Annotated in this window: 19 protein-coding genes; 11 read left to right on the top strand and 8 right to left on the bottom strand. The window is 58.4% G+C overall.

The annotated features are described in order from the left end of the window. Positions 1-16: 16 nt before the first annotated feature. From LRM19_RS02610 to LRM19_RS02600, 3 genes are read left to right on the top strand one after another with little or no spacing between them, the layout of a single operon-like run. Positions 17-2,560, top strand: a complete 2,544-nt coding sequence (locus LRM19_RS02610) for a fimbria/pilus outer membrane usher protein (RefSeq protein WP_442876241.1) — start codon at positions 17-19, stop codon at positions 2,558-2,560. Positions 2,561-2,580: 20 nt separating this feature from the next. Then, positions 2,581-3,573: a fimbrial protein gene (locus LRM19_RS02605; RefSeq protein ID WP_271367682.1), complete on the top strand. Its 993-nt coding sequence runs from the start codon at positions 2,581-2,583 to the stop codon at positions 3,571-3,573. Then, positions 3,570-4,073: a fimbrial protein gene (locus tag LRM19_RS02600; protein ID WP_271367226.1), complete on the top strand. Its 504-nt coding sequence runs from the start codon at positions 3,570-3,572 to the stop codon at positions 4,071-4,073. The genes LRM19_RS02605 and LRM19_RS02600 overlap by 4 nt, the downstream gene beginning before the upstream one ends. Here LRM19_RS02600 and dinG read toward each other — a convergent pair. Next, a complete protein-coding gene (dinG, locus tag LRM19_RS02595; RefSeq protein ID WP_271367224.1) occupies positions 4,060-6,237 on the bottom strand; it encodes an ATP-dependent DNA helicase DinG in 2,178 nt (725 codons plus the stop codon). The two genes, LRM19_RS02600 and dinG, sit on opposite strands and share 14 nt — an antisense overlap. Before the next feature lie 97 nt (positions 6,238-6,334). Further along, complete coding sequence (gene rhlE / locus LRM19_RS02590; RefSeq protein ID WP_133294033.1) at positions 6,335-7,714, bottom strand: ATP-dependent RNA helicase RhlE; 1,380 nt, start codon at positions 7,712-7,714, stop codon at positions 6,335-6,337. A gap of 205 nt (positions 7,715-7,919) precedes the next feature. Between rhlE and cecR the strand changes: the two genes are divergently transcribed. From cecR to LRM19_RS02565, 5 genes are read left to right on the top strand one after another with little or no spacing between them, the layout of a single operon-like run. After that, entirely contained in the window at positions 7,920-8,597 is a 678-nt protein-coding gene (gene cecR, locus LRM19_RS02585) for a transcriptional regulator CecR (protein ID WP_115874548.1), read from the top strand. After that, positions 8,594-9,589, top strand: coding sequence for a secretion protein HlyD (hlyD, locus tag LRM19_RS02580; protein ID WP_271367223.1), 996 nt, complete (start codon positions 8,594-8,596; stop codon positions 9,587-9,589). Before cecR ends, hlyD begins: the two co-directional genes overlap by 4 nt. Continuing rightward, on the top strand, positions 9,582-11,321 hold the full coding sequence (locus LRM19_RS02575; RefSeq protein ID WP_271367222.1) for an ATP-binding cassette domain-containing protein: 1,740 nt from the start codon (positions 9,582-9,584) through the stop codon (positions 11,319-11,321). The genes hlyD and LRM19_RS02575 overlap by 8 nt, the downstream gene beginning before the upstream one ends. Then, positions 11,311-12,444: an ABC transporter permease gene (locus LRM19_RS02570; protein ID WP_115874545.1), complete on the top strand. Its 1,134-nt coding sequence runs from the start codon at positions 11,311-11,313 to the stop codon at positions 12,442-12,444. The genes LRM19_RS02575 and LRM19_RS02570 overlap by 11 nt, the downstream gene beginning before the upstream one ends. A 9-nt stretch (positions 12,445-12,453) precedes the next feature. Then, positions 12,454-13,560 (top strand): ABC transporter permease, encoded by a 1,107-nt coding sequence (locus LRM19_RS02565; RefSeq protein WP_149366199.1) that lies wholly within the window; start codon positions 12,454-12,456, stop codon positions 13,558-13,560. Here the strand turns inward: LRM19_RS02565 and LRM19_RS02560 are convergent. After that, positions 13,522-13,932 (bottom strand): YbhQ family protein, encoded by a 411-nt coding sequence (locus tag LRM19_RS02560; protein WP_023334980.1) that lies wholly within the window; start codon positions 13,930-13,932, stop codon positions 13,522-13,524. The two genes, LRM19_RS02565 and LRM19_RS02560, sit on opposite strands and share 39 nt — an antisense overlap. Positions 13,933-14,065: 133 nt before the next feature. On the opposite strand from LRM19_RS02560, the gene LRM19_RS02555 reads away from it, so the two are divergent. From LRM19_RS02555 to LRM19_RS02545, 3 genes are read left to right on the top strand one after another with little or no spacing between them, the layout of a single operon-like run. Next, entirely contained in the window at positions 14,066-14,827 is a 762-nt protein-coding gene (locus tag LRM19_RS02555; RefSeq protein WP_196352140.1) for an endonuclease/exonuclease/phosphatase family protein, read from the top strand. Beyond that, the gene (gene clsB, locus LRM19_RS02550) at positions 14,824-16,062 is read left to right on the top strand and encodes a cardiolipin synthase ClsB (protein ID WP_111963823.1); all 1,239 of its coding nucleotides are present in this window, start codon (positions 14,824-14,826) and stop codon (positions 16,060-16,062) included. The genes LRM19_RS02555 and clsB overlap by 4 nt, the downstream gene beginning before the upstream one ends. Next, complete coding sequence (locus LRM19_RS02545; RefSeq protein WP_136195374.1) at positions 16,062-17,024, top strand: lysylphosphatidylglycerol synthase domain-containing protein; 963 nt, start codon at positions 16,062-16,064, stop codon at positions 17,022-17,024. Before clsB ends, LRM19_RS02545 begins: the two co-directional genes overlap by 1 nt. Before the next feature lie 105 nt (positions 17,025-17,129). Here the strand turns inward: LRM19_RS02545 and LRM19_RS02540 are convergent, their stop codons facing one another. The 5 genes from LRM19_RS02540 to moaB form a co-directional block, all read right to left on the bottom strand. After that, a complete protein-coding gene (locus LRM19_RS02540) occupies positions 17,130-17,837 on the bottom strand; it encodes a Bax inhibitor-1/YccA family protein (protein WP_069719576.1) in 708 nt (235 codons plus the stop codon). A gap of 64 nt (positions 17,838-17,901) precedes the next feature. After that, positions 17,902-18,354 (bottom strand): molybdopterin synthase catalytic subunit MoaE, encoded by a 453-nt coding sequence (gene moaE / locus LRM19_RS02535; RefSeq protein ID WP_111963821.1) that lies wholly within the window; start codon positions 18,352-18,354, stop codon positions 17,902-17,904. Between the two features lies 1 nt (position 18,355). Then, positions 18,356-18,601 carry a molybdopterin synthase sulfur carrier subunit gene (gene moaD / locus LRM19_RS02530; RefSeq protein WP_111963820.1) on the bottom strand — a complete coding sequence of 82 codons (246 nt, stop codon included), beginning with the start codon at positions 18,599-18,601 and terminating at the stop codon, positions 18,356-18,358. Beyond that, complete coding sequence (moaC, locus tag LRM19_RS02525; RefSeq protein ID WP_127730115.1) at positions 18,594-19,079, bottom strand: cyclic pyranopterin monophosphate synthase MoaC; 486 nt, start codon at positions 19,077-19,079, stop codon at positions 18,594-18,596. The genes moaD and moaC overlap by 8 nt, the downstream gene beginning before the upstream one ends. A gap of 3 nt (positions 19,080-19,082) precedes the next feature. Next, on the bottom strand, positions 19,083-19,595 hold the full coding sequence (gene moaB, locus LRM19_RS02520; protein ID WP_271367220.1) for a molybdenum cofactor biosynthesis protein B: 513 nt from the start codon (positions 19,593-19,595) through the stop codon (positions 19,083-19,085). Positions 19,596-19,602: the final 7 nt, after the last annotated feature.

Here is a 19,602-nt window from a genome sequence, read left to right as displayed (position 1 = left end):
TGACGCCTGAATAATCATGTACAGCACAAATAAGCCGCTATTACGTCGACTACGTGAAATGCTGCCCACTTTTTGTGGAATAGCGGTGACATGCTGCGCGCTGCAGGCCCATGCTGATGATTATTTTAACCCTGTCCTTCTGGATATTGATAATCCAGAGCAGGCAAAGACCGATCTCTCTGTTTATGAAAAAGGTCCCGGTCAGGCGCCTGGTAAATATCAGGTCTCGGTGTTCGTCAATAACAATAAAATCGACACCCGTGACGTCCTTTTTACATTACAAAAAGATGCTCAGGGAGAAGATTCCCTGCAGCCTTGCCTGAGTCTGGATGAATTAACGCGTCTGGGCATCAAAACCAAAGATTATCCAAAGCTGGCGGCAAAAGGGGAATGCGCGGACCTCAGCGCCATTCCTTCGGCCTCGGCAACTTTCCGCATCAAAAACCAGCAACTACTGCTGAGTATTCCCCAGTCGGCTCTGGGCCAGGTGCCTCGCGGCTACATCGACCCGAAAGAGTATGACGAAGGGATCACCGCGGGCATCCTGAACTATAGCGTTAACGCTAGCCAAAGCCGCGCTCGCCAACAAGGAGAAGCGGACAACAGCAGCCAGTTTATTAACCTGCGTCCCGGTTTTAACATTGGTGCCTGGCGCGTGCGTAATTACAGTACCTGGAACCACAATTCGGATGGCGGTCAGGACGACGGCAAGCTGAACACGGTCTACACCTATGCCCAGCGCGATATCGTGGGGCTGAAGAGCGAGCTGACCGTGGGACAGAGCAGCACCCAGGCCGACGTTTTCGACAGTGTCTCTTACACTGGCGCACAGCTGGCTACCGAAAGCGACATGCTGCCGGACAGCGAGCGCGGGTATGCCCCGGTGGTACGCGGTACGGCGCACAGTAACGCCCAGGTGGTGGTTCGCCAGAATGGCTACGTTATCTACCAAAACACCGTCGCCCCAGGCGCGTTTAAGATTAACGATCTCTACCCCACCGGCAGCAGCGGCGATCTGAACGTCACGGTAAAAGAGACCGACGGTAGCGAGAGTCATTTCGTGGTGCCGTTTGCCTCCGTGCCGGTGCTGCAGCGGGAAAAACACCTGAAGTACAGCGTCGCTGCGGGGCGCTACCGTTCATACGATAAAGAGGTTGAGAAGACCCCTTTCACCCAGGGCAGCGCCATCTATGGCCTGTCACACGGCGTCACCGTTTACGGCGGTACGCAACAGAGTTCGCATTACCACTCCGCCGCGCTCGGTGCAGGGAAAAACTTTGGCGATCTCGGAGCGTTCTCCGTAGACGTTACCCGCGCCAAAGCGTTACTGAAAAAGCGCAAAACCAGCAAAGGGCAATCCCTTCGTCTGCGCTACAGCAAAAATTTTACCGCGACCGGCACTAACTTTTCGCTGGCGGGTTATCGCTACAACAGCAAAGGCTTTTATACCCTGCAGGACACCATGGAGTCCTGGACCAGTGCAAACGACTGGTCCGCTCCACAGCAGCGCCGCTCGCGGGCGGAGGCCACCATCGACCAGCCCCTTGGCGACAAGTGGGGTTCGGTGACGCTAAGCCTGGTGAAAGAGCGTTACTGGAGCCAGAGTCAGGATATGACCTCCCTGAGCGTTAACTACAACAACAGCTGGCACGGCGTGAGCTATAGCCTGAGCTACAGCGTCAATAAAAACAGCAACGACACGGACGAGGACGGTAAATCCATCAGCTATGACCGACAAATCGGCCTCAACGTGTCGGTTCCACTCGACCGCTGGCTGCCTAACACCTGGGCAAACTACAGCCTGAACAACAGTAAAGACGGCACCACCCACAACCTGGGGCTGAATGGTACCGCGCTGGAGGGAGACAAGCTGAGCTGGAACGTGCAGCAGGGGCTGGACAGCGCCAATAACAACACCGCCACCAGTATGAATGCGGATTACAAAGGCACCTACGGTGAAGTGCACGGCGGCGTAAGCCAGGACAGCCATCAGCACACCGTGAACGCCGGGATCCAGGGCGGCATTGTCGCCCACTCTGAGGGCATCACCTTCGGTCAGACCCTGGGAGAAACCGTGGTGCTGATTAAAGCGCCGGGCACGCATGGCACACACGTTGCCAACCAGACGGGCGTGGAAACGGACTATCGCGGCTATACGCTGGTGCCGTTTGTCACTCCGTGGCGTCACACCCCAATTTCGCTGGACACGGAGACACTGCCAGAAGATGCCGACGTGACGCACGCCTCGCAGACGGTTACACCAACACGCGGCGCGATAGTTCGTGCCAGCTTCGATACACGCGTGGGCAACCGCGTCTTAATGACGCTGGCCTGGAAAGACAAACCGCTGCCCTTTGGCGCAACGGTTACCACGGAAGATAAGAGCAGTGAATTTATCGTCGGTAACGACGGCGTGGTGTATCTCACCGGACTGCCGCAGCACGGACGCCTTTTCGTTTCCTGGGGCAAGGAGGGGAGCGAGCATTGCGTCGCCGATTACGCCCTGATGCAAGAGAAGGATAACACCAACATTATTAACGCTGCGGCGCAGTGTCACTGATTAACACCGGACCGATCATGATGCAGATAGCAAAATCATTTTTCTTACTTTTAGTTCTGGCGACGGCGGCACTCTTTATGCCGCACGCGAAAGCTTCTTGCCAATCGCCGAGCCTGCCCGCGCTACTATCATTAACGTCGATTTCAGTCTCCACCAGCCTGCCCGTAGGTTCGACCATTCCGGGAACTGAACGCACCGTGCACATATCGGGAAACTGTTACTACGCGCCGGATGCGGGTCAGCCAATCATCGCGTGCTACAACGGCTTCGGCAAAGAGATCCCCGGGCTCCCTGGCGTCTATGAAACAGGCGTTGCTGGTATCGGCATCTCGCTAAGAAATGATAAAGGACAGCGCGTGACCGGCGCAGCGGACCAGATTTGTTCGGCGAATATGCCCGTAGGTCAGGTCTCCGGTACGATAAACAGCGACTCTACCATCCCCTTTAGCTTTGACGTGATGCTGGAACTGGTAAAAACCAGCGAAACCGTGGCTTCGGGCGCACTGACAATGAGCAATACGCAATTCAACCTTGCAGTGGAACGCGTTGAGGCCCTGGGTGACCCTAATACCCTCTCTTACTCAGGCAATGTTCAGGTAAAAGCAGTGACCTGTTCGGTGTCACCTAAATCCCTGACCGTCACGCTGGGTGATTTTCCGGTGAGCCGTTTTACCGGTCCGGGAACCCTGGTCTCCCAGTCGGTATTCAATATCGGCATGCTCTGCGATCGGGATGTACAGCCGGAAATGATGATCACCAGCGCCAATGGCTATGAAACGAATTTTCCCGGCGTGATCAAATTAACGCCGGAAAGCGGCGTCGCCACCGGCGTGGGGGTGAAAATGCTCTTTAACGGCCAGATACCTGTTTTCGGGCAATATATGAATACCTTTACCGCCTATGCCAATGTCCAGTCGCAATATCCCTTCAGCGTCTCTTACGAACAAACCAGTTCGGAGGTGACGCCCGGAACGGCGAATGCCGTCGCAACCATTACGGTAGCCTACAAATGAAAACGTTATTAACCCTTTTACTGCTTGGAGTGGCCAGCCAGAGCCTGGCGGAAGAAATTCAACTCGATGTTCGCGGAAACATTTATGCCAACGCCTGCCAGGTGGACAGCGCCAGCCAGAACCTGACGGTCAATCTGGGCACAGCGAATACCGGCGATTTTAAGGATGTGGGCGATACCGGACAATGGAAATCATTCGACTTAACCCTGTCGAAATGCCCAACCACTTCCGTGCTGGCCACGGCCACCTTTCACGGTCAGCCAGACAGCCTTCATCCGACTAAATTCGCCAGCACCGGAACCGCGAAAGGACTGGCGCTGGAGCTTGCCGACCCGCAGGATCAGATCTCGCTTGCCCCGGACGCCAGCTTCAGCGTGCTGATCAACCAGAACAATCACACGGCGGATTTCCCGCTGGCCGCCCGCTATTACGCCACCTCATTGCCGGTCACGGCAGGAACGTTCAGCAGCGTGGTGCAGGTGACCTTCATTTACCAGTAGGACCGCGCCCCTTAGCACGGATGCTTTTCTTGCGCCCGGCGGCTGGTTTTGCCGGGCGTTTTTTTACCTCGGGCACCTCTGGCTGTTCGATCGGGAAGATCGGCAGCGCGTTCAGTAGCCGTTGGCCGTAATTTTTGGTGAGCAGGCGTTTATCATAAATCACCACCTCCCCCCAGCAGCCGTGGCTACGGATCAGACGCCCGACCTGCTGAATGAGGTTAAACGATGCCGCAGGTAAACTCTGCACCTCAAACGGATAGCGGTTGAGGCTTTTCAGCCACTCCCCTTCGGTAATCACCACCGGGCTATCGATAGGCGGGAAGGCGATTTTATGGATATGCACCTGCGTCAGGTAATCGCCCTTCAAATCCAGACCTTCCGCGAAGGACTGTAATCCCACCAGCACGCTGCGCTCGCCGTTATCAATGCGTTTGCGGTGCGTTTCCACCAGCCGGTAGCGCGGCTGATCGCCCTGCACCAGCAGCAATAAACGCAGATCGGTGACGTGTTCGAGGAAGCGCTGCATCGCGCGTCCGCTGGCAAACAGCACCAGCATGCCGGGGTATTTCCTGCTCTCAACCTGTTCGCGGAAGTAGGCCGCCATTTCCGCAATGTGCTGCTCTTCGTTGTCGATGAGCGGCTCGTAATTCATGCGCGGGATCACCAGCTTCCCCTGCTCGCAGTGGTTAAACGGCGAGTCCAGCGCGACAAAACGATCGCCCGCTTTCTCTTTAAGCCCGCTCATTTCCTGCAAACGAGAAAAACTGTTCAGGGAGCGCAGCGTGGCGGAGGTGACCACCACGTGCGGCACGCTGCGCCAGATGAGCTTTTCCAGCTGATCGGCCACGCGGATGCCCACGCAGTGGAAAAAGAGATGCACCTGGCCGTCCCGCACTTCACGGGTGGCCCATTTGGTTACCGGCGCGCCCGACGCCTGCGCCATCGAGGCCAGCCGCCAGAGCTTGCTCTGCGCTTCGAACATCCCCAGCGCACGGTTCATTTGCAGAAGGATACGGTGCAGGCGAACAACGTCATGGGTGCCGGTTTTCTCGCTGAGATCGTTCAGGAACATCTCCGCCAGCCCGCGCAGCTTTTCGAGGTGCTTCGCCAGCTGCTGGCAGATGTCCATCACCTCGTCCGGCAGTTCGCCCATGGCAAAGCGATGTTCGGCCTCCAGGGTTGCCGGAAGATAAAGATTCAGGATGTTGTTCAGAGACGAGATAAGGCTATAAACCTCTTCACAGTGGTCGCTCAGACGCTCCGGTACCGCCAGCGGCGGCGTGGTTTTCGGGCGGAACTGCTCCATGCAGGTGGCGACAAGCTTGCAGAAGAGATCCAGCTGCAGGCGGAACCAGGGGGCGGTAATTTCCGCGCTCATCTCCAGCGCGTCGCGCGCCACGTCGGGCAGATGGTGTCCTTCGTCGAGCACCAGCAGCAGGTTTTTCGGCTCCGGCAGCACCGCTTCGCTCTCCAGCGCCGCCATCACCAGGGCGTGGTTAGCCACCACCACTTCGGCTTCCTGAATTTCGCGCCGCGCGACGAAGAACGGGCATTCGCGGTAGTAGTGACAGTTGCGGTTCAGACAGCTGGCTTTGTCGGTGCTGAGCCTGCGCCACAGATCGTCGCTGATGGCTTTATCGGTGTGATCGCGCAGGCCGTCCCACTTATAGCCATCAAGATCGCCTTTCAGCGTTGCGCAGAGCTCCTGCTCGGCTTTGTTGTTTGGCGTGAGATCGTCGTCGAGGAACGCCAACAAATCCTGTTGCGACGCCTCGCTGCTGGCAAGCCCTGCCAGGTTACGCGGGCAGACGTAGCGACCGCGGCCGAAGGCGGCCGTAAACCGCAGGTCGGGGATGATTTTGCGCAGCAGCGGTAAATCTTTACTAAAGATCTGGTCCTGCAAGGCCACGTTGGCGGTGCTGACCACCAGCGTTTTTTCCTCCTCCCGCGCGATCGCGATGCCGGGAATGAGATACGACAGGGTTTTCCCGACGCCGGTCGGGGCTTCAATCGCCAGATGTCGCCCGTCGTCCCCGGCGAGCGTTTTTGCCACGTCGGCAATCATCTGCCGCTGCGGCGCTCGGGGGATAAAGTCGGGGATCTGCTGTTGTAGCGCCTTATACCATGCGCCAATTTGCGCCTTGAGCGCAGCGGTTAAAGCCATCGGAAAACCTGAAACACTGTATAAACAGCCACTATTGTGGCACTTTCTCTTCTCTGCCGCAAAAAGAAAAGCCCGGCTTTACGACCGGGCTTCCATATTACTGCGGGTTAGCAGGTTTACGCGGGCGGCGTCGACGCTGCCCTTCCCCTGCCGGCTTGCCTTCGCCGCTGCGCCACGGGTTTTCGCCGGCCGGTTTGCCGTCGTTGCTACGACGCGGCGGTTTGCCGGATGACTTCGGCGCGCCACCTTCGGCACGACGCGGCTGCTGGCCGCGACCGCCGCCGCCCTGACCGCGACCGCCCTGACGACCGTTCTGAATCGGCTCGGCTTTGATTGACGGGTCCACTTCATAGCCCGGGGTTTCGATGCGCGGGATCTCTTTCTTCAGCAGGCGTTCGATGTCACGCAGCAGCTTGTGCTCGTCCACGCAAACCAGAGAGAGCGCTTCACCGGTGGCCGCCGCACGGCCGGTACGGCCGATACGGTGCACGTAATCTTCCGGCACGTTTGGCAGCTCGTAGTTCACCACGTGCGGCAGCTCTTCAATGTCGAGGCCACGGGCAGCGATGTCGGTGGCCACCAGCACGCGGATGTCGCCGGACTTGAAGTCCGCCAGCGCACGGGTCCGCGCGCCCTGGCTTTTGTTACCGTGGATCGCCGCACTGCGGATGCCGTCTTTGTTCAGCTGTTCAGCCAGGTGATTGGCACCGTGCTTGGTGCGGGTAAAGACCAGCACCTGCTGCCAGTTACCCTGGCCTATCATCTGGGAGAGCAGTTCCCGCTTGCGCTTTTTATCCACAAAGTGAACGTGCTGCGTCACCTGCTCGGAGGCGGTGTTGCGGCGCGCCACTTCCACTTCCAGCGGGTTATGCAGCAGCTTTTCCGCCAGCGCCTTGATCTCGTCGGAGAAGGTCGCAGAGAAGAGCAGGTTCTGACGACGCGCAGGCAGCTTGGCCAGCACGCGACGAATATCATGGATGAAGCCCATGTCGAGCATGCGGTCGGCTTCGTCCAGCACCAGAATTTCAATGCTATCGAGCTTCACCGCGTTCTGGTGTTCGAGGTCAAGCAGACGGCCCGGCGTTGCTATCAGCACGTCCACGCCGCCGCGCAGCTTCATCATCTGCGGGTTGATGCTGACGCCACCGAAAACCACCAGCGAGCGAATGTTGAGATAGCGGCTATAGTCACGCACGTTCTCGCCAATCTGCGCGGCCAGCTCGCGGGTTGGGGTGAGGATCAGGGCACGAACCGGACGACGGCCTTTGGCGTGCGGCTGATTTTTTACCAGCAGCTCTAACAGCGGCAGGGTAAAGCCCGCGGTTTTACCGGTGCCGGTCTGGGCGCTGGCCATCAGGTCACGTCCCTGAAGAACGGCGGGGATCGCCTGCTGCTGGATTGGGGTTGGCTCAACGTAGCCCTGCTCTGCGATCGCGCGCAGAATTTCCGGGTTCAGGCCAAGGGAATCAAAAGACATAAAAACTCCGAACCGCCCCGACCATCACAGGTGTAGTTTTCAGGGAGATATAACAATTGAGAGGACAAAAACCACAATGTCGCGAAGGAGCGGAGTGTAGCAGCTTTTGTGACGTGGCGCATAAAATATCCCTCCGCATTCCCTCGACGTTAGCGGGAATCAGGCATAATCTTAATCAATCGATTGATTAATTCTTAATGCCGCCATGAATACGACACCCACAACAACCAAAGGTGAACAGGCCAAAAACCAGCTTATCGCCGCCGCGCTGGCGCAGTTTGGTGAGTACGGCCTGCATGCAACCACGCGCGATATCGCCGCGCTGGCCGGGCAGAACATTGCGGCGATTACCTACTATTTTGGCTCAAAAGAGGATTTATATCTCGCCTGCGCCGAGTGGATCGCCGATTTTATCGGCACGCAGTTTCACCCACACGTCGAGGAGGCCACCGCGCTGCTCGGCCAGCCGTCGCCCGATCGCGAGGCCATCCGCCAGCTGATCCTCAATGCCTGTAACAACATGATCCGCCTGCTGACGCACGACGATACGCTCAACCTGAGCAAGTTTATCTCCCGCGAGCAGCTCTCCCCCACTGCCGCCTACCAGCGGGTACACGATCGGGTCATTGCTCCGATGCATACCCACCTGACCCGGCTGATCGCCGCCTATACCGGGCGGGACGCCAGTGATACCGAGACAATTTTGCATACCCACGCCCTGCTGGGTGAAATTCTGGCCTTCCGTCTGGGCAGGGAAACCATCCTGTTACGCACCGGCTGGACACAATTTGATGAGGATAAAGCCGCGCAGATTAGCCAGGTCATCGCCTGTCATCTCGATCTGATCCTGCAAGGCTTAACGCAAAGGAGCCCGAAGTCATGAAAAAACCTGTCGCCATCGTTCTGGTGGTCGTTGTTTTGCTTGCCGCAGGCGTCGGTGGATGGCTGTGGTATCTAGGCCATCAGGATAAAGGCCTGACGCTGTACGGTAACGTGGATATTCGCACGGTGAACATGAGCTTCCGCGTAGGCGGTCGTCTCGCCTCGCTGAGCGTGGACGAAGGCGATGCCATTAAAAGCGGGCAGACGCTGGGGATGCTGGACAAAGCGCCCTATGAGAATGCGCTGCTGCAGGCCAAAGCAGGCGTGTCCGTCGCCCAGGCACAGTATGACCTGATGCTGGCCGGCTATCGCGACGAAGAGATTGCCCAGGCCGCCGCCGCCGTTAAGCAGGCGCAGGCCGCCTATGACTACGCGCAGAACTTCTACGCGCGCCAGCAGGGGCTGTGGAAAAGCCGCACCATTTCCGCCAACGATCTGGAAAATGCGCGTTCGTCCCGCGACCAGGCGCAGGCAACGCTAAAATCCGCGCAGGATAAGTTAAGCCAGTACCACACCGGTAACCGCCCGCAGGATATCGCCCAGGCGAAAGCCAGCCTTGAACAGGCGCAAGCGCAGCTGGCGCAGGCAGAGCTCGATCTGCACGACACCACCTTAATCGCACCGTCTGACGGTACGCTGATGACCCGCGCCGTGGAGCCCGGCAGCATGCTCAGCGCGGGCAGCACCGTCTTAACGCTCTCCCTGACCCGCCCGGTCTGGGTGCGCGCCTACATTGATGAACCGAATCTCGGCCAGATGCAGCCGGGCCGCGAGCTGCTGCTCTATACCGACGGTCGCCCGGACAAGCCGTATCACGGCAAAGTGGGCTTTGTCTCCCCTACCGCCGAATTCACGCCGAAAACCGTTGAAACACCGGACCTGCGTACCGACCTGGTGTATCGCCTGCGCATCATCGTGACCGATGCGGACGACGCGCTGCGCCAGGGCATGCCCGTCACCGTAAAAGTAGGCAACGGGGAACGACATGAATGACGCGGTTATTCAGCTCAACAATCTGGTTAAACGCTTCGCGGGAATGGACAAACCGGCTGTCGCGCCGCTGAACTGCACTATCCAGAAGGGCTATGTGACCGGGCTGGTCGGCCCGGACGGCGCGGGGAAAACCACGCTGATGCGGATGCTGGCCGGACTGCTGAAGCCGGATGAAGGCTCGGCCAGCGTGCTGGGCCTGGATCCGATAAAAGATGACGGCGCGCTCCACGCCATGCTCGGCTATATGCCGCAGAAGTTTGGCCTGTATGAAGATCTGACGGTGATGGAAAACCTGAACCTGTACGCCGACCTGCGCAGCGTCACCGGCGAAACCCGGGAGAAAACCTTCGCCCGCCTGCTGGAGTTTACCTCCCTCGGCCCGTTCACCGACCGGCTGGCGGGCAAGCTCTCCGGTGGGATGAAGCAGAAGCTGGGGCTGGCCTGCACGCTGGTTGGCGAGCCAAAGGTGCTGCTGCTGGACGAGCCCGGCGTCGGCGTGGACCCGATTTCGCGACGAGAACTGTGGCAGATGGTGCACGAGCTGGCGGGTGACGGGATGCTGATCCTCTGGAGCACCTCCTACCTCGACGAAGCGGAGCAGTGCCGTGACGTGCTGCTGATGAACGAAGGCGAACTGCTTTATCAGGGCGAGCCTACGACGCTGACGCAGAGCATGGCCGGGCGCAGCTTCCTGCTGCACAGCCCGCAGGAGTCCAACCGCAGGCTGCTGCAGCGGGTGCTCAAACTGACGCAGGTCAGCGACGGGATGATTCAGGGCCGCTCGGTACGGGTGATCCTCAAAAAAGAGGCCACAATCGACGATATTCGCCATGCGCCCGGCATGCCGACGATTGAGATGGAAGAGACCGCGCCGCGCTTTGAGGACGCGTTTATCGACCTGCTGGGCGGCGCGGGCACGTCAGAATCGCCGCTTGGGGCGATTCTGCACACGGTGGAAGGCACGCCGGGCGAAACGGTGATCGAAGCCAAATCCCTCACCAAAAAGTTCGGGGATTTCGCCGCCACCGATAACGTGAATTTTGCCGTGAAGCGCGGCGAGATTTTTGGCCTGCTCGGGCCGAACGGTGCGGGAAAATCGACCACCTTTAAGATGATGTGCGGCCTGCTGGTGCCGACGTCCGGCAAGGCGCTGGTGCTGGATATGGACCTGAAGGTCAGCTCCGGCAAGGCGCGCCAGCACCTGGGCTACATGGCGCAGAAATTCTCCCTGTATGGCAACCTGACGGTCGAGCAGAATCTGCGCTTTTTCTCCGGCGTGTATGGCCTGCGCGGGCGGGCGCAGAACGACAAAATCCGCCGCATGAGCGATGCCTTCGGGTTAACGAACATTGCTTCACACGCCACCGACGAGCTGCCGCTCGGCTTTAAGCAGCGGCTGGCGCTGGCCTGCTCGCTGATGCACGAGCCGGATATTCTGTTTCTGGATGAACCCACGTCTGGCGTTGATCCCATTACCCGCCGCGAGTTCTGGCTGCATATCAACAGCATGGTGGAAAAAGGCGTGACCGTGATGGTGACCACCCACTTCATGGACGAGGCGGAGTACTGCGACCGCATCGGGCTGGTGTATCGCGGCAAGCTGATTGCCCACGGCACGCCGGACGACCTGAAAAACCAGGCCGCCGACGATGAGGTACCGGACCCGACCATGGAGCAGGCGTTTATCACCCTCATCCACGACTGGGATAAGGAGAATGCCCATGCGCAGTAAGGCCATTTCCTGGCGCAGGGTGCGCGCGCTGTGCATTAAAGAGACGCGGCAGATCGTGCGTGACCCCAGCAGCTGGCTGATTGCGGTAGTGATCCCCCTGCTGCTGCTGTTTATCTTTGGCTACGGCATTAACCTGGATTCCAGCAAGCTGCGGGTCGGGATTTTGCTGGAGCAGCAGAGCAAAGAGGCGCTGGACTTTACCCACGCCATGACCGGTTCGCCCTACATTGACGCCACCATCAGCGACAATCGTCAGGAACTGATCCAGAAGATGCAGGCCGGGAAGATTCGCGGTCTGATCGTCATTCCGGTGAATTTTGCCGCCAATATGGCGCGGGCAAATACCGATGCGCCGATCCAGGTGATTACCGACGGCAGCGAGCCAAACACCGCGAACTTCGTGCAGGGCTACGCGGAGGGGATCTGGCAGCTGTGGCAAATGCAGCGGGCGGAAGATCGGGGTGAAGAATTTAAACCGCTGATCGACGTACAGACCCGCTACTGGTTTAACCCCGCAGCCATCAGCCAGCACTTTATTATTCCGGGCGCGGTGACGATTATCATGACGGTGATTGGCGCGATCCTAACCTCGCTGGTGATCGCCCGCGAGTGGGAGCGCGGCACCATGGAGGCGCTGCTTTCAACCGAAGTGACGCGCGTCGAGCTGCTGCTGTGCAAGCTTATTCCCTACTACTTCCTCGGCATGCTGGCGATGCTGCTCTGTATGCTGGTGTCCGTCTTTATCCTCGGCGTGCCGTATCGCGGCTCGCTGGTCGTGCTGTTCTTTATCACCAGCCTGTTTTTACTCAGCACGCTTGGCATGGGGTTACTCATCTCCACCATCACCCGCAACCAGTTTAACGCCGCGCAGGTGGCGCTGAACGCCGCTTTTCTGCCGTCAATAATGCTCTCAGGGTTTATCTTCCAGATAGACAGTATGCCTGCCGTCATCCGCGCCGTGACCTACATTATCCCGGCGCGCTACTTCGTGAGCACGCTGCAAAGCCTGTTCCTGGCGGGGAATATTCCGGTAGTGCTGATTATCAACACGCTGTTTTTAATGGCGTCGGCGGTGATGTTTATCGGTTTGACGTGGATGAAAACCAAACGGCGGTTAGATTAAGGAGCGCGCATGTTTCACCGTTTATGGACGTTAATACGCAAAGAGCTGCAATCCCTGCTGCGCGAGCCGCAAACCCGCGCCATTCTGGTCTTGCCGGTGCTGATCCAGGTATTACTGTTCCCGTTTGCTGCCACGCTGGAGGTGACCAACGCCACCATTGCCATTTACAACGAAGACAACGGCAAACACTCCGTCGAGCTAACGCAGCGCTTTGCGCGTGCGAAAGCCTTTACCCACATCCTGCTGCTGAAAAGCCCGCAGGAGATCCAGCCCACGATCGACACGCAAAAAGCGCTGCTGCTGGTGCGGTTCCCGGCGGATTTTTCCCGTAATCTGGATACCTTCCAGACCGCGCCGATGCAGCTGATCCTCGACGGGCGTAACTCCAACAGCGCCCAGATAGCCGCCAACTATCTGCAGCAGGTGGTGAAGGATTACCAGCAGGAGCTGATGGACGGCAAACCGAAGCCCAACAACAGCGAGCTGGTGGTGCGTAACTGGTATAACCCGAATCTGGACTACAAGTGGTTCGTGGTGCCGTCGCTAATCGCCATGATCACCACCATCGGGGTGATGATTGTGACCTCTCTCTCCGTCGCCCGCGAGCGTGAACAGGGCACGCTGGATCAGCTGCTGGTCTCCCCGCTCGCCACCTGGCAAATTTTCGTCGGCAAAGCGGTGCCGGCGCTGATCGTCGCGACGTTCCAGGCCACCATCGTGCTGGGAGTCGGTATTTGGGCCTATGAGATCCCGTTCGCCGGTTCGCTGGCGCTGTTTTACTTCACGATGGTGATTTACGGGCTGTCGCTGGTGGGGTTTGGGCTGCTGATCTCGGCGCTCTGCTCGACGCAGCAGCAGGCGTTTATCGGGGTATTCGTCTTTATGATGCCCGCGATTTTGCTCTCGGGCTATGTTTCTCCCGTCGAGAACATGCCGGTATGGCTACAGGATCTGACGTGGGTAAATCCGATTCGACACTTTACGGACATCACCAAGCAAATCTATCTGAAGGATGCGAGTCTGGATATCGTCTGGGGAAGTTTGTGGCCGCTACTGGTCATAGCGGCCACGACGGGCTCAGTGGCGTACGCGATGTTTAGACGCAACATCGCGTAGCTTTTTCTCTTTGGTCAGCAACGAGACCACCGCAGGCCCTGCGAGGATAGCCAGACCCGCCAGGGCCAGCAGCAGGTTGTTTTGCAGCACGCGTGACAGCAGCCACAGAACAATCATCGCCGCACCAAAGTACCAGGTGGTGGTGAGCTCTTCGAGCACGTCACCCACCTCGCGCCAGCGCGCTTCGTGGTGGCGCTGTAAGAACAGCATCGACAGCACGGTGACGCCGTAAAGGACGCATAGCCCCAGGCCAACGCGCACCAGCGTGCCGCTCATCCAGCCCATCACCAGTACGGCCACGACCAGTAAATGCAACATTATCTGCCAGCAACTAAGGCCAGTTGCGACACGAACACGTTGTTGCCACTTCATGGCTTCTCTCCTGAAGGATTTTTCTCTGCTTAATCAGACTACCGCACTTTACGGAAAATTCCGTAACGCCGCATCTTTTTGTGACGCCGACTACACTTTATTTTCATTGGGATAGTCACTCAGGAAGGAGCTTATGACGAAAAAAATGCAGCATTTCTCGCTTAAGGTGCTGACGATAAACATTCATAAGGGCTTCACAGCATTTAATCGCCGCTTCATTTTACCGGAGCTGCGCGACGCGGTGCGCACCGTCAGCGCGGATATTGTCTGCCTGCAGGAGGTGATGGGCGCACATGAAGTGCATCCGCTTCACTTTGAGAACTGGCCCGACACGCCGCACTATGAGTTTCTGGCCGACACCATGTGGAGTGATTACGCCTACGGCCGCAACGCGGTCTATCCGGAAGGGCATCACGGCAACGCGGTGCTGTCGCGTTATCCCATTGAACATTATGAAAACCGCGACGTTTCCGTCGGGGAGAGCGAAAAACGCGGCCTGCTCTACTGCCGCATTACGCCTCCCGACCTTGAGCTGCCCATCCATGTCGGCTGCGTTCACCTGGGCCTGCGCGAAGCCCATCGTCAGGCGCAGCTGAAAATGCTGGCCGAATGGGCCAACGCGCTGCCTGACGGTGAACCTGTTGTCGTGGCAGGCGATTTCAACGACTGGCGCCAGCGGGCAAACCACCCCCTGATGGTGGAGGCCGGACTGGAGGAGATCTTCACCCGGGCGAACGGCAGGCCTGCGCGCACGTTCCCGGTCCGTTTCCCGCTGCTGCGGCTTGACCGCATCTATGTGAAAAATGCCCACGCCAGCAGCCCAACCGCCCTGGCGCTCCTTAACTGGCGGCATCTTTCCGACCATGCCCCGCTCAGCGCGGAGATCCACCTATGAAATGTTCCTGGCAGGAAGGCAACCGGATCACGCTGCTGGTCAACGGGGACGAGTATTACCCGGCCGTGTTTAAGGCGATTGATAATGCCCAGCAGAAGGTGATCCTCGAAACCTTTATCTGGTTCGAAGACAACGTCGGCAAGCAGCTGCACAGCGTGCTGCTGCGCGCCGCCCAGCGCGGCGTCAAAATTGAAGTGCTGCTGGATGGCTATGGCTCGCCGGACCTCAGCGATGCGTTCGTCAACGAACTGACCACCGCGGGGGTGGTGTTCCGCTACTACGATCCCGGCCCTCGCCTTTTCGGCATGCGGACCAACCTTTTCCGCAGGATGCACCGCAAAATTGTGGTGGTGGATGAGACGGTGGCGTTTGTTGGCGGCATTAACTACTCCGCGGAGCATATGTCCGACTACGGTCCGGAAGCGAAGCAGGATTACGCCATTCGCATTGAAGGCCCGGTGGTGCAGGACATTTTGCTGTTTGAGCTGGAGAACCTGCCGGGGAAAGAGGCCGTTCGCCGCTGGTGGCGACGACGTCATCGCCCGGAAGAGAACCGGAAGCCAGGCGAAGCGCAGGCCCTTTTCGTCTGGCGGGATAACGGCGAGCACCGGGACGATATCGAACGTCATTATCTCAAGATGCTCGCCAACGCGAAGCGCGAAGTGATTATTGCTAACGCCTACTTTTTCCCGGGCTATCGCCTGCTGCACGCCATGCGCAATGCGGCCCGGCGCGGGGTACGCGTGAAGCTGATTGTGCAGGGCGAACCGGATATGCCGATCGTCAAAGTCGGGGCGCGGCTGCTTTATAACTATCTCGTGAAGGGCGGCGTACAGATCTACGAATACCGCCGTCGGCCGCTGCACGGCAAAGTCGCGCTGATGGACGATCACTGGGCCACCGTGGGCTCCAGTAACCTCGATCCGCTGAGCCTGTCGCTGAATCTTGAAGCCAACCTGATCATTCACGATCGTCAGTTTAATCAGACCCTGCGGGATAACCTGCAGGCGCTAATCGTCAATGACTGCGTGCGTGTGGATGAGTCCATGGTTCCCAAACGCACCTGGTGGAACCTGGGCATCAGCGTGGTGGTGTTCCACTTCCTGCGGCATTTCCCGGCGATGGTCGGCTGGCTGCCGGCGCATACGCCTAAGCTGGCGCAGGTGGACCCGCCGGTACAACCCGAAATGGAAACCCAGGACCGCATAGAAGCGGAAGATGGAGGCAAACCCTGATGTCGAAATCGCATCCACGCTGGCGGCTGGCAAAAAAGATCCTGACATGGCTGTTTTTTATTGCGGTCGCGGTTCTGCTGGTGGTCTACGCGCAGAAAGTTGACTGGGAAGAGGTGTGGAAGGTTATCCGCAACTATAACCGGATGGTGCTGCTGGGCGCTGCAGGGTTGGTCATTGTGAGCTACCTGATGTACGGCTGCTATGACCTTCTGGGTCGCGCCTACTGCGGCCACAAGCTGGCCAAACGTCAGGTGATGCTGGTGTCGATTATCTGCTACGCCTTTAACCTGACGCTGAGCACCTGGGTTGGGGGGATTGGCATGCGCTATCGCCTTTACTCGCGGCTCGGCCTGCCGGGCGGGACCATCACGCGCATTTTCTCGTTAAGCATCACCACCAACTGGCTGGGCTATATTCTGCTCGGCGGGGTGATCTTCACCATCGGCGTGGTGCAGCTGCCCGCGCACTGGTATATCGATGAGGCCACGCTGCGCATTCTGGGCATCGTACTGCTGCTGATCATCGCCGTGTATCTATGGGCCTGCGCGTTTGCCAGACGCCGCCATATGACCATCAAGGGGCAAAAGCTGGTGCTGCCCTCGTGGAAGTTTGCGGTGCTGCAGATGGCGGTCTCCAGCGCCAACTGGATGGCGATGGGGGCCATTATCTGGCTGCTAATCGGCGAGGACGTGAACTACTTCTTCGTGCTGGGCGTGCTGCTGGTGAGCAGCATTGCCGGGGTGATTGTGCATATTCCGGCGGGGATCGGCGTGCTGGAAGCGGTATTTATTGCCCTGCTGGCCGGGGAGCATGTCTCTCAGGGAACGATTATTGCGGCCCTGCTGGCGTACCGCATGCTGTATTACTTCCTGCCGCTGGCGCTGGCAACGGTCTGCTATCTGGTTCTGGAGAGCCGGGCGAAGAAGTTACGGGCGAAGAATGAGAAGGCGCTGGCGAAATAAAAGCAAAACGGCAACCTTGTTGCCGTTTTTAGTGTTTGTTCCCTCTCCCGTGGGAGAAGGTCAGGGTGAGGGCACCAGACAGCACCGCCACCCGGCAAAGCAATCTTAACGACGGTTGCCAAGAATTCGCAGCAGCATCAGGAACAGGTTGATGAAGTCCAGATACAGCGTCAGCGCGCCCAGAATCGAGTATTTGCGCAGGTTGGAACTGTCGCGCACGTCGATCTGCTCACCGATGTTTTTCAGCTTCTGGGTGTCATAGGCCGTTAACCCCACGAAGAGCACCACCCCGATATAGGTCACAGCCCACATCAGCGCTTCGCTCTTCAGCCACAGGTTCACCAGCGACGCCAGCACAATCCCGATCAGCCCCATAAACAGCATGCTGCCGAAGCCGCTCAGATCGCGCTTCGTGGTGTAACCGTACAGGCTCATCGCACCAAACATCCCGCCGGTCACCACGAAGGTGCTGGCGATGGAGGAGTAGGTGTAAACGATGAAAATGCTGGAAAGCGTCAGGCCCGTTAGCGCCGAATAGAGCATAAACAGGGTCGTTGCCATGCCGGCACTCAGCTTGTGCACCAGACCAGAAAGCACAAACACCAGCGCCAACTGCGCGATAATCAGCCCAAAGAAGGTGATTTTGCTGGAGAAGATAAACATCATCAGCTCCGGCGTGTTCGCTGCATACCACGCGATAAACGCGGTAAGCAGCAGGCCAACCGTCATCCAGCCATACACCTGAGCCATATACGTCTGCAGGCCGCTACGGGTCTGCTGTACTATTGAATCGGAACGCGGAAATCGGTCCATGATTCACTCCTGATTAAGATTAAGTAGACACACTCGTTAAGAGTAACACATCCACGTAAACCAACTACCAACGGCTGGCGGCCTGCTTATCGCTGTCGCGAGATTCTACCCAGCGATCCCCTTCCGGCGTGGCTTCGCGCTTCCAGAACGGGGCTTTGGTTTTGAGGAAATCCATAATGAACTCCCCTGCCGCAAACGCGCTGCCGCGGTGGGCGCTGGTCACGCCAACGAAGACAATCTCCTCGCCGGGCCACATCTCGCCGATGCGGTGAATAACCGTGACGCGCCCGAGCGGCCAGCGGCCTCGCGCTTCGTCGACAATCTCCGCCAGCGATTTTTCCGTCATCCCCGGATAGTGTTCCAGCGTCAGGGCCTTCACGCTGTCGCCGAGGTTATGGTTGCGCACCTTGCCGGTAAAGGTCACGACCGCGCCGTCTTCATCGCGTTCCGCCAGCCAGCCGTATTCGGTCCCTACGTTAAAACGCTCATGACTCACCAGAATTCGGGTTTCAGCCATCTTAGCCCCCTGTCACCGGCGGGAAGAAGGCCACTTCATCCCCTGCGTTCAGCGGATGGGTGAATTCCACCAGCGTCTGGTTAACGGCGGCCAGCAGCTTGCCTTCGTCGAGCGCCAGCGCCCAGCGGTCGCTTTGTGCCGCCAGATGCGCGCGCAGGGCAGCGACGTTATCAAAAGACGCATCCAGCGTCAGGCTATCGGTATTCACCAGCTCGCGCACCTGCGCAAAAAAGAGCACCTTAATCATGGCTGTCCACCTTAAAATCACCGGATTTGCCGCCGCTTTTCGCCAGCAGACGCACCGGGCCAATCACCATATCTTTCTGCACCGCTTTGCACATGTCGTAGATGGTCAGCGCGGCAACGGAGGCCGCCGTCAGCGCCTCCATCTCCACACCGGTTTTGCCGGTTAAGCGGCAGAGTGACTCAATGCGCACGCGATTATGCTCCGGCTGCGCCTGCAGGTTCACTTCCACCTTGCTCAGCATCAGCGGATGGCACAGCGGAATTAAGTCCCATGTGCGTTTCGCGGCCTGAATACCGGCGATGCGCGCGGTCGCAAAGACATCACCCTTGTGGTGACTGCCGTCGAGAATCATCGCCAGGGTTTCTGGCAGCATAGTGACGAACGCTTCCGCGCGCGCCTCGCGCACCGTTTCCGCTTTGGCGGAAACATCCACCATATGCGCTTCACCGGCGGCGTTAATGTGGGTCAGTTGTGACATAGCTTATTTCTTTAAATGGGGATGGAAATTACACGGACGGGTACGGGCATCCAGCTGCGGAGCGATGATGTTTTCCCACGCGGTGCGGCAGGCTTTGGTCGAGCCCGGCATGGCGAAAATCAGGGTTTTGTTAGCCACGCCCGCCACGGCGCGCGACTGAAGCGTGGAGGTACCAATCTCTTCAAAGGAGAGCATGCGGAACACTTCGCCGAAGCCTTCCACCTCGCGGTCGAACAGCGGGATTAGCGCTTCGGGGGTCTGATCGCCTGCGGTAAAGCCGGTGCCGCCATTGATCAGCACCACCTGAACTTCATCGCTGGCGATCCACTGAGAGACCTGCGCGCGAATGGCGTAGCGGTTCTCCTTCACGATCGCTTTATCGACGATGTTATGTCCTGCGTCATGGGCCGCATCGCGCAGCCAGTGGCCGGAGGTATCATCCTCTTCGCCACGGCGGTCGGAAACGGTAAGAATAGCAATACGTGTCGGGATAAATTCTGCGCTTACCTGACTCATCTTCTGA

Origin of the sequence: Enterobacter sp. PI-10 (assembly GCF_027947695.1) — a bacterium.
GTDB classification, from domain to species: Bacteria; Pseudomonadota; Gammaproteobacteria; order Enterobacterales; family Enterobacteriaceae; genus Enterobacter; species Enterobacter vonholyi.
Note: the sequence above shows the minus strand (reverse complement) of the source record. Positions and strands in the feature narration are given on the sequence as shown.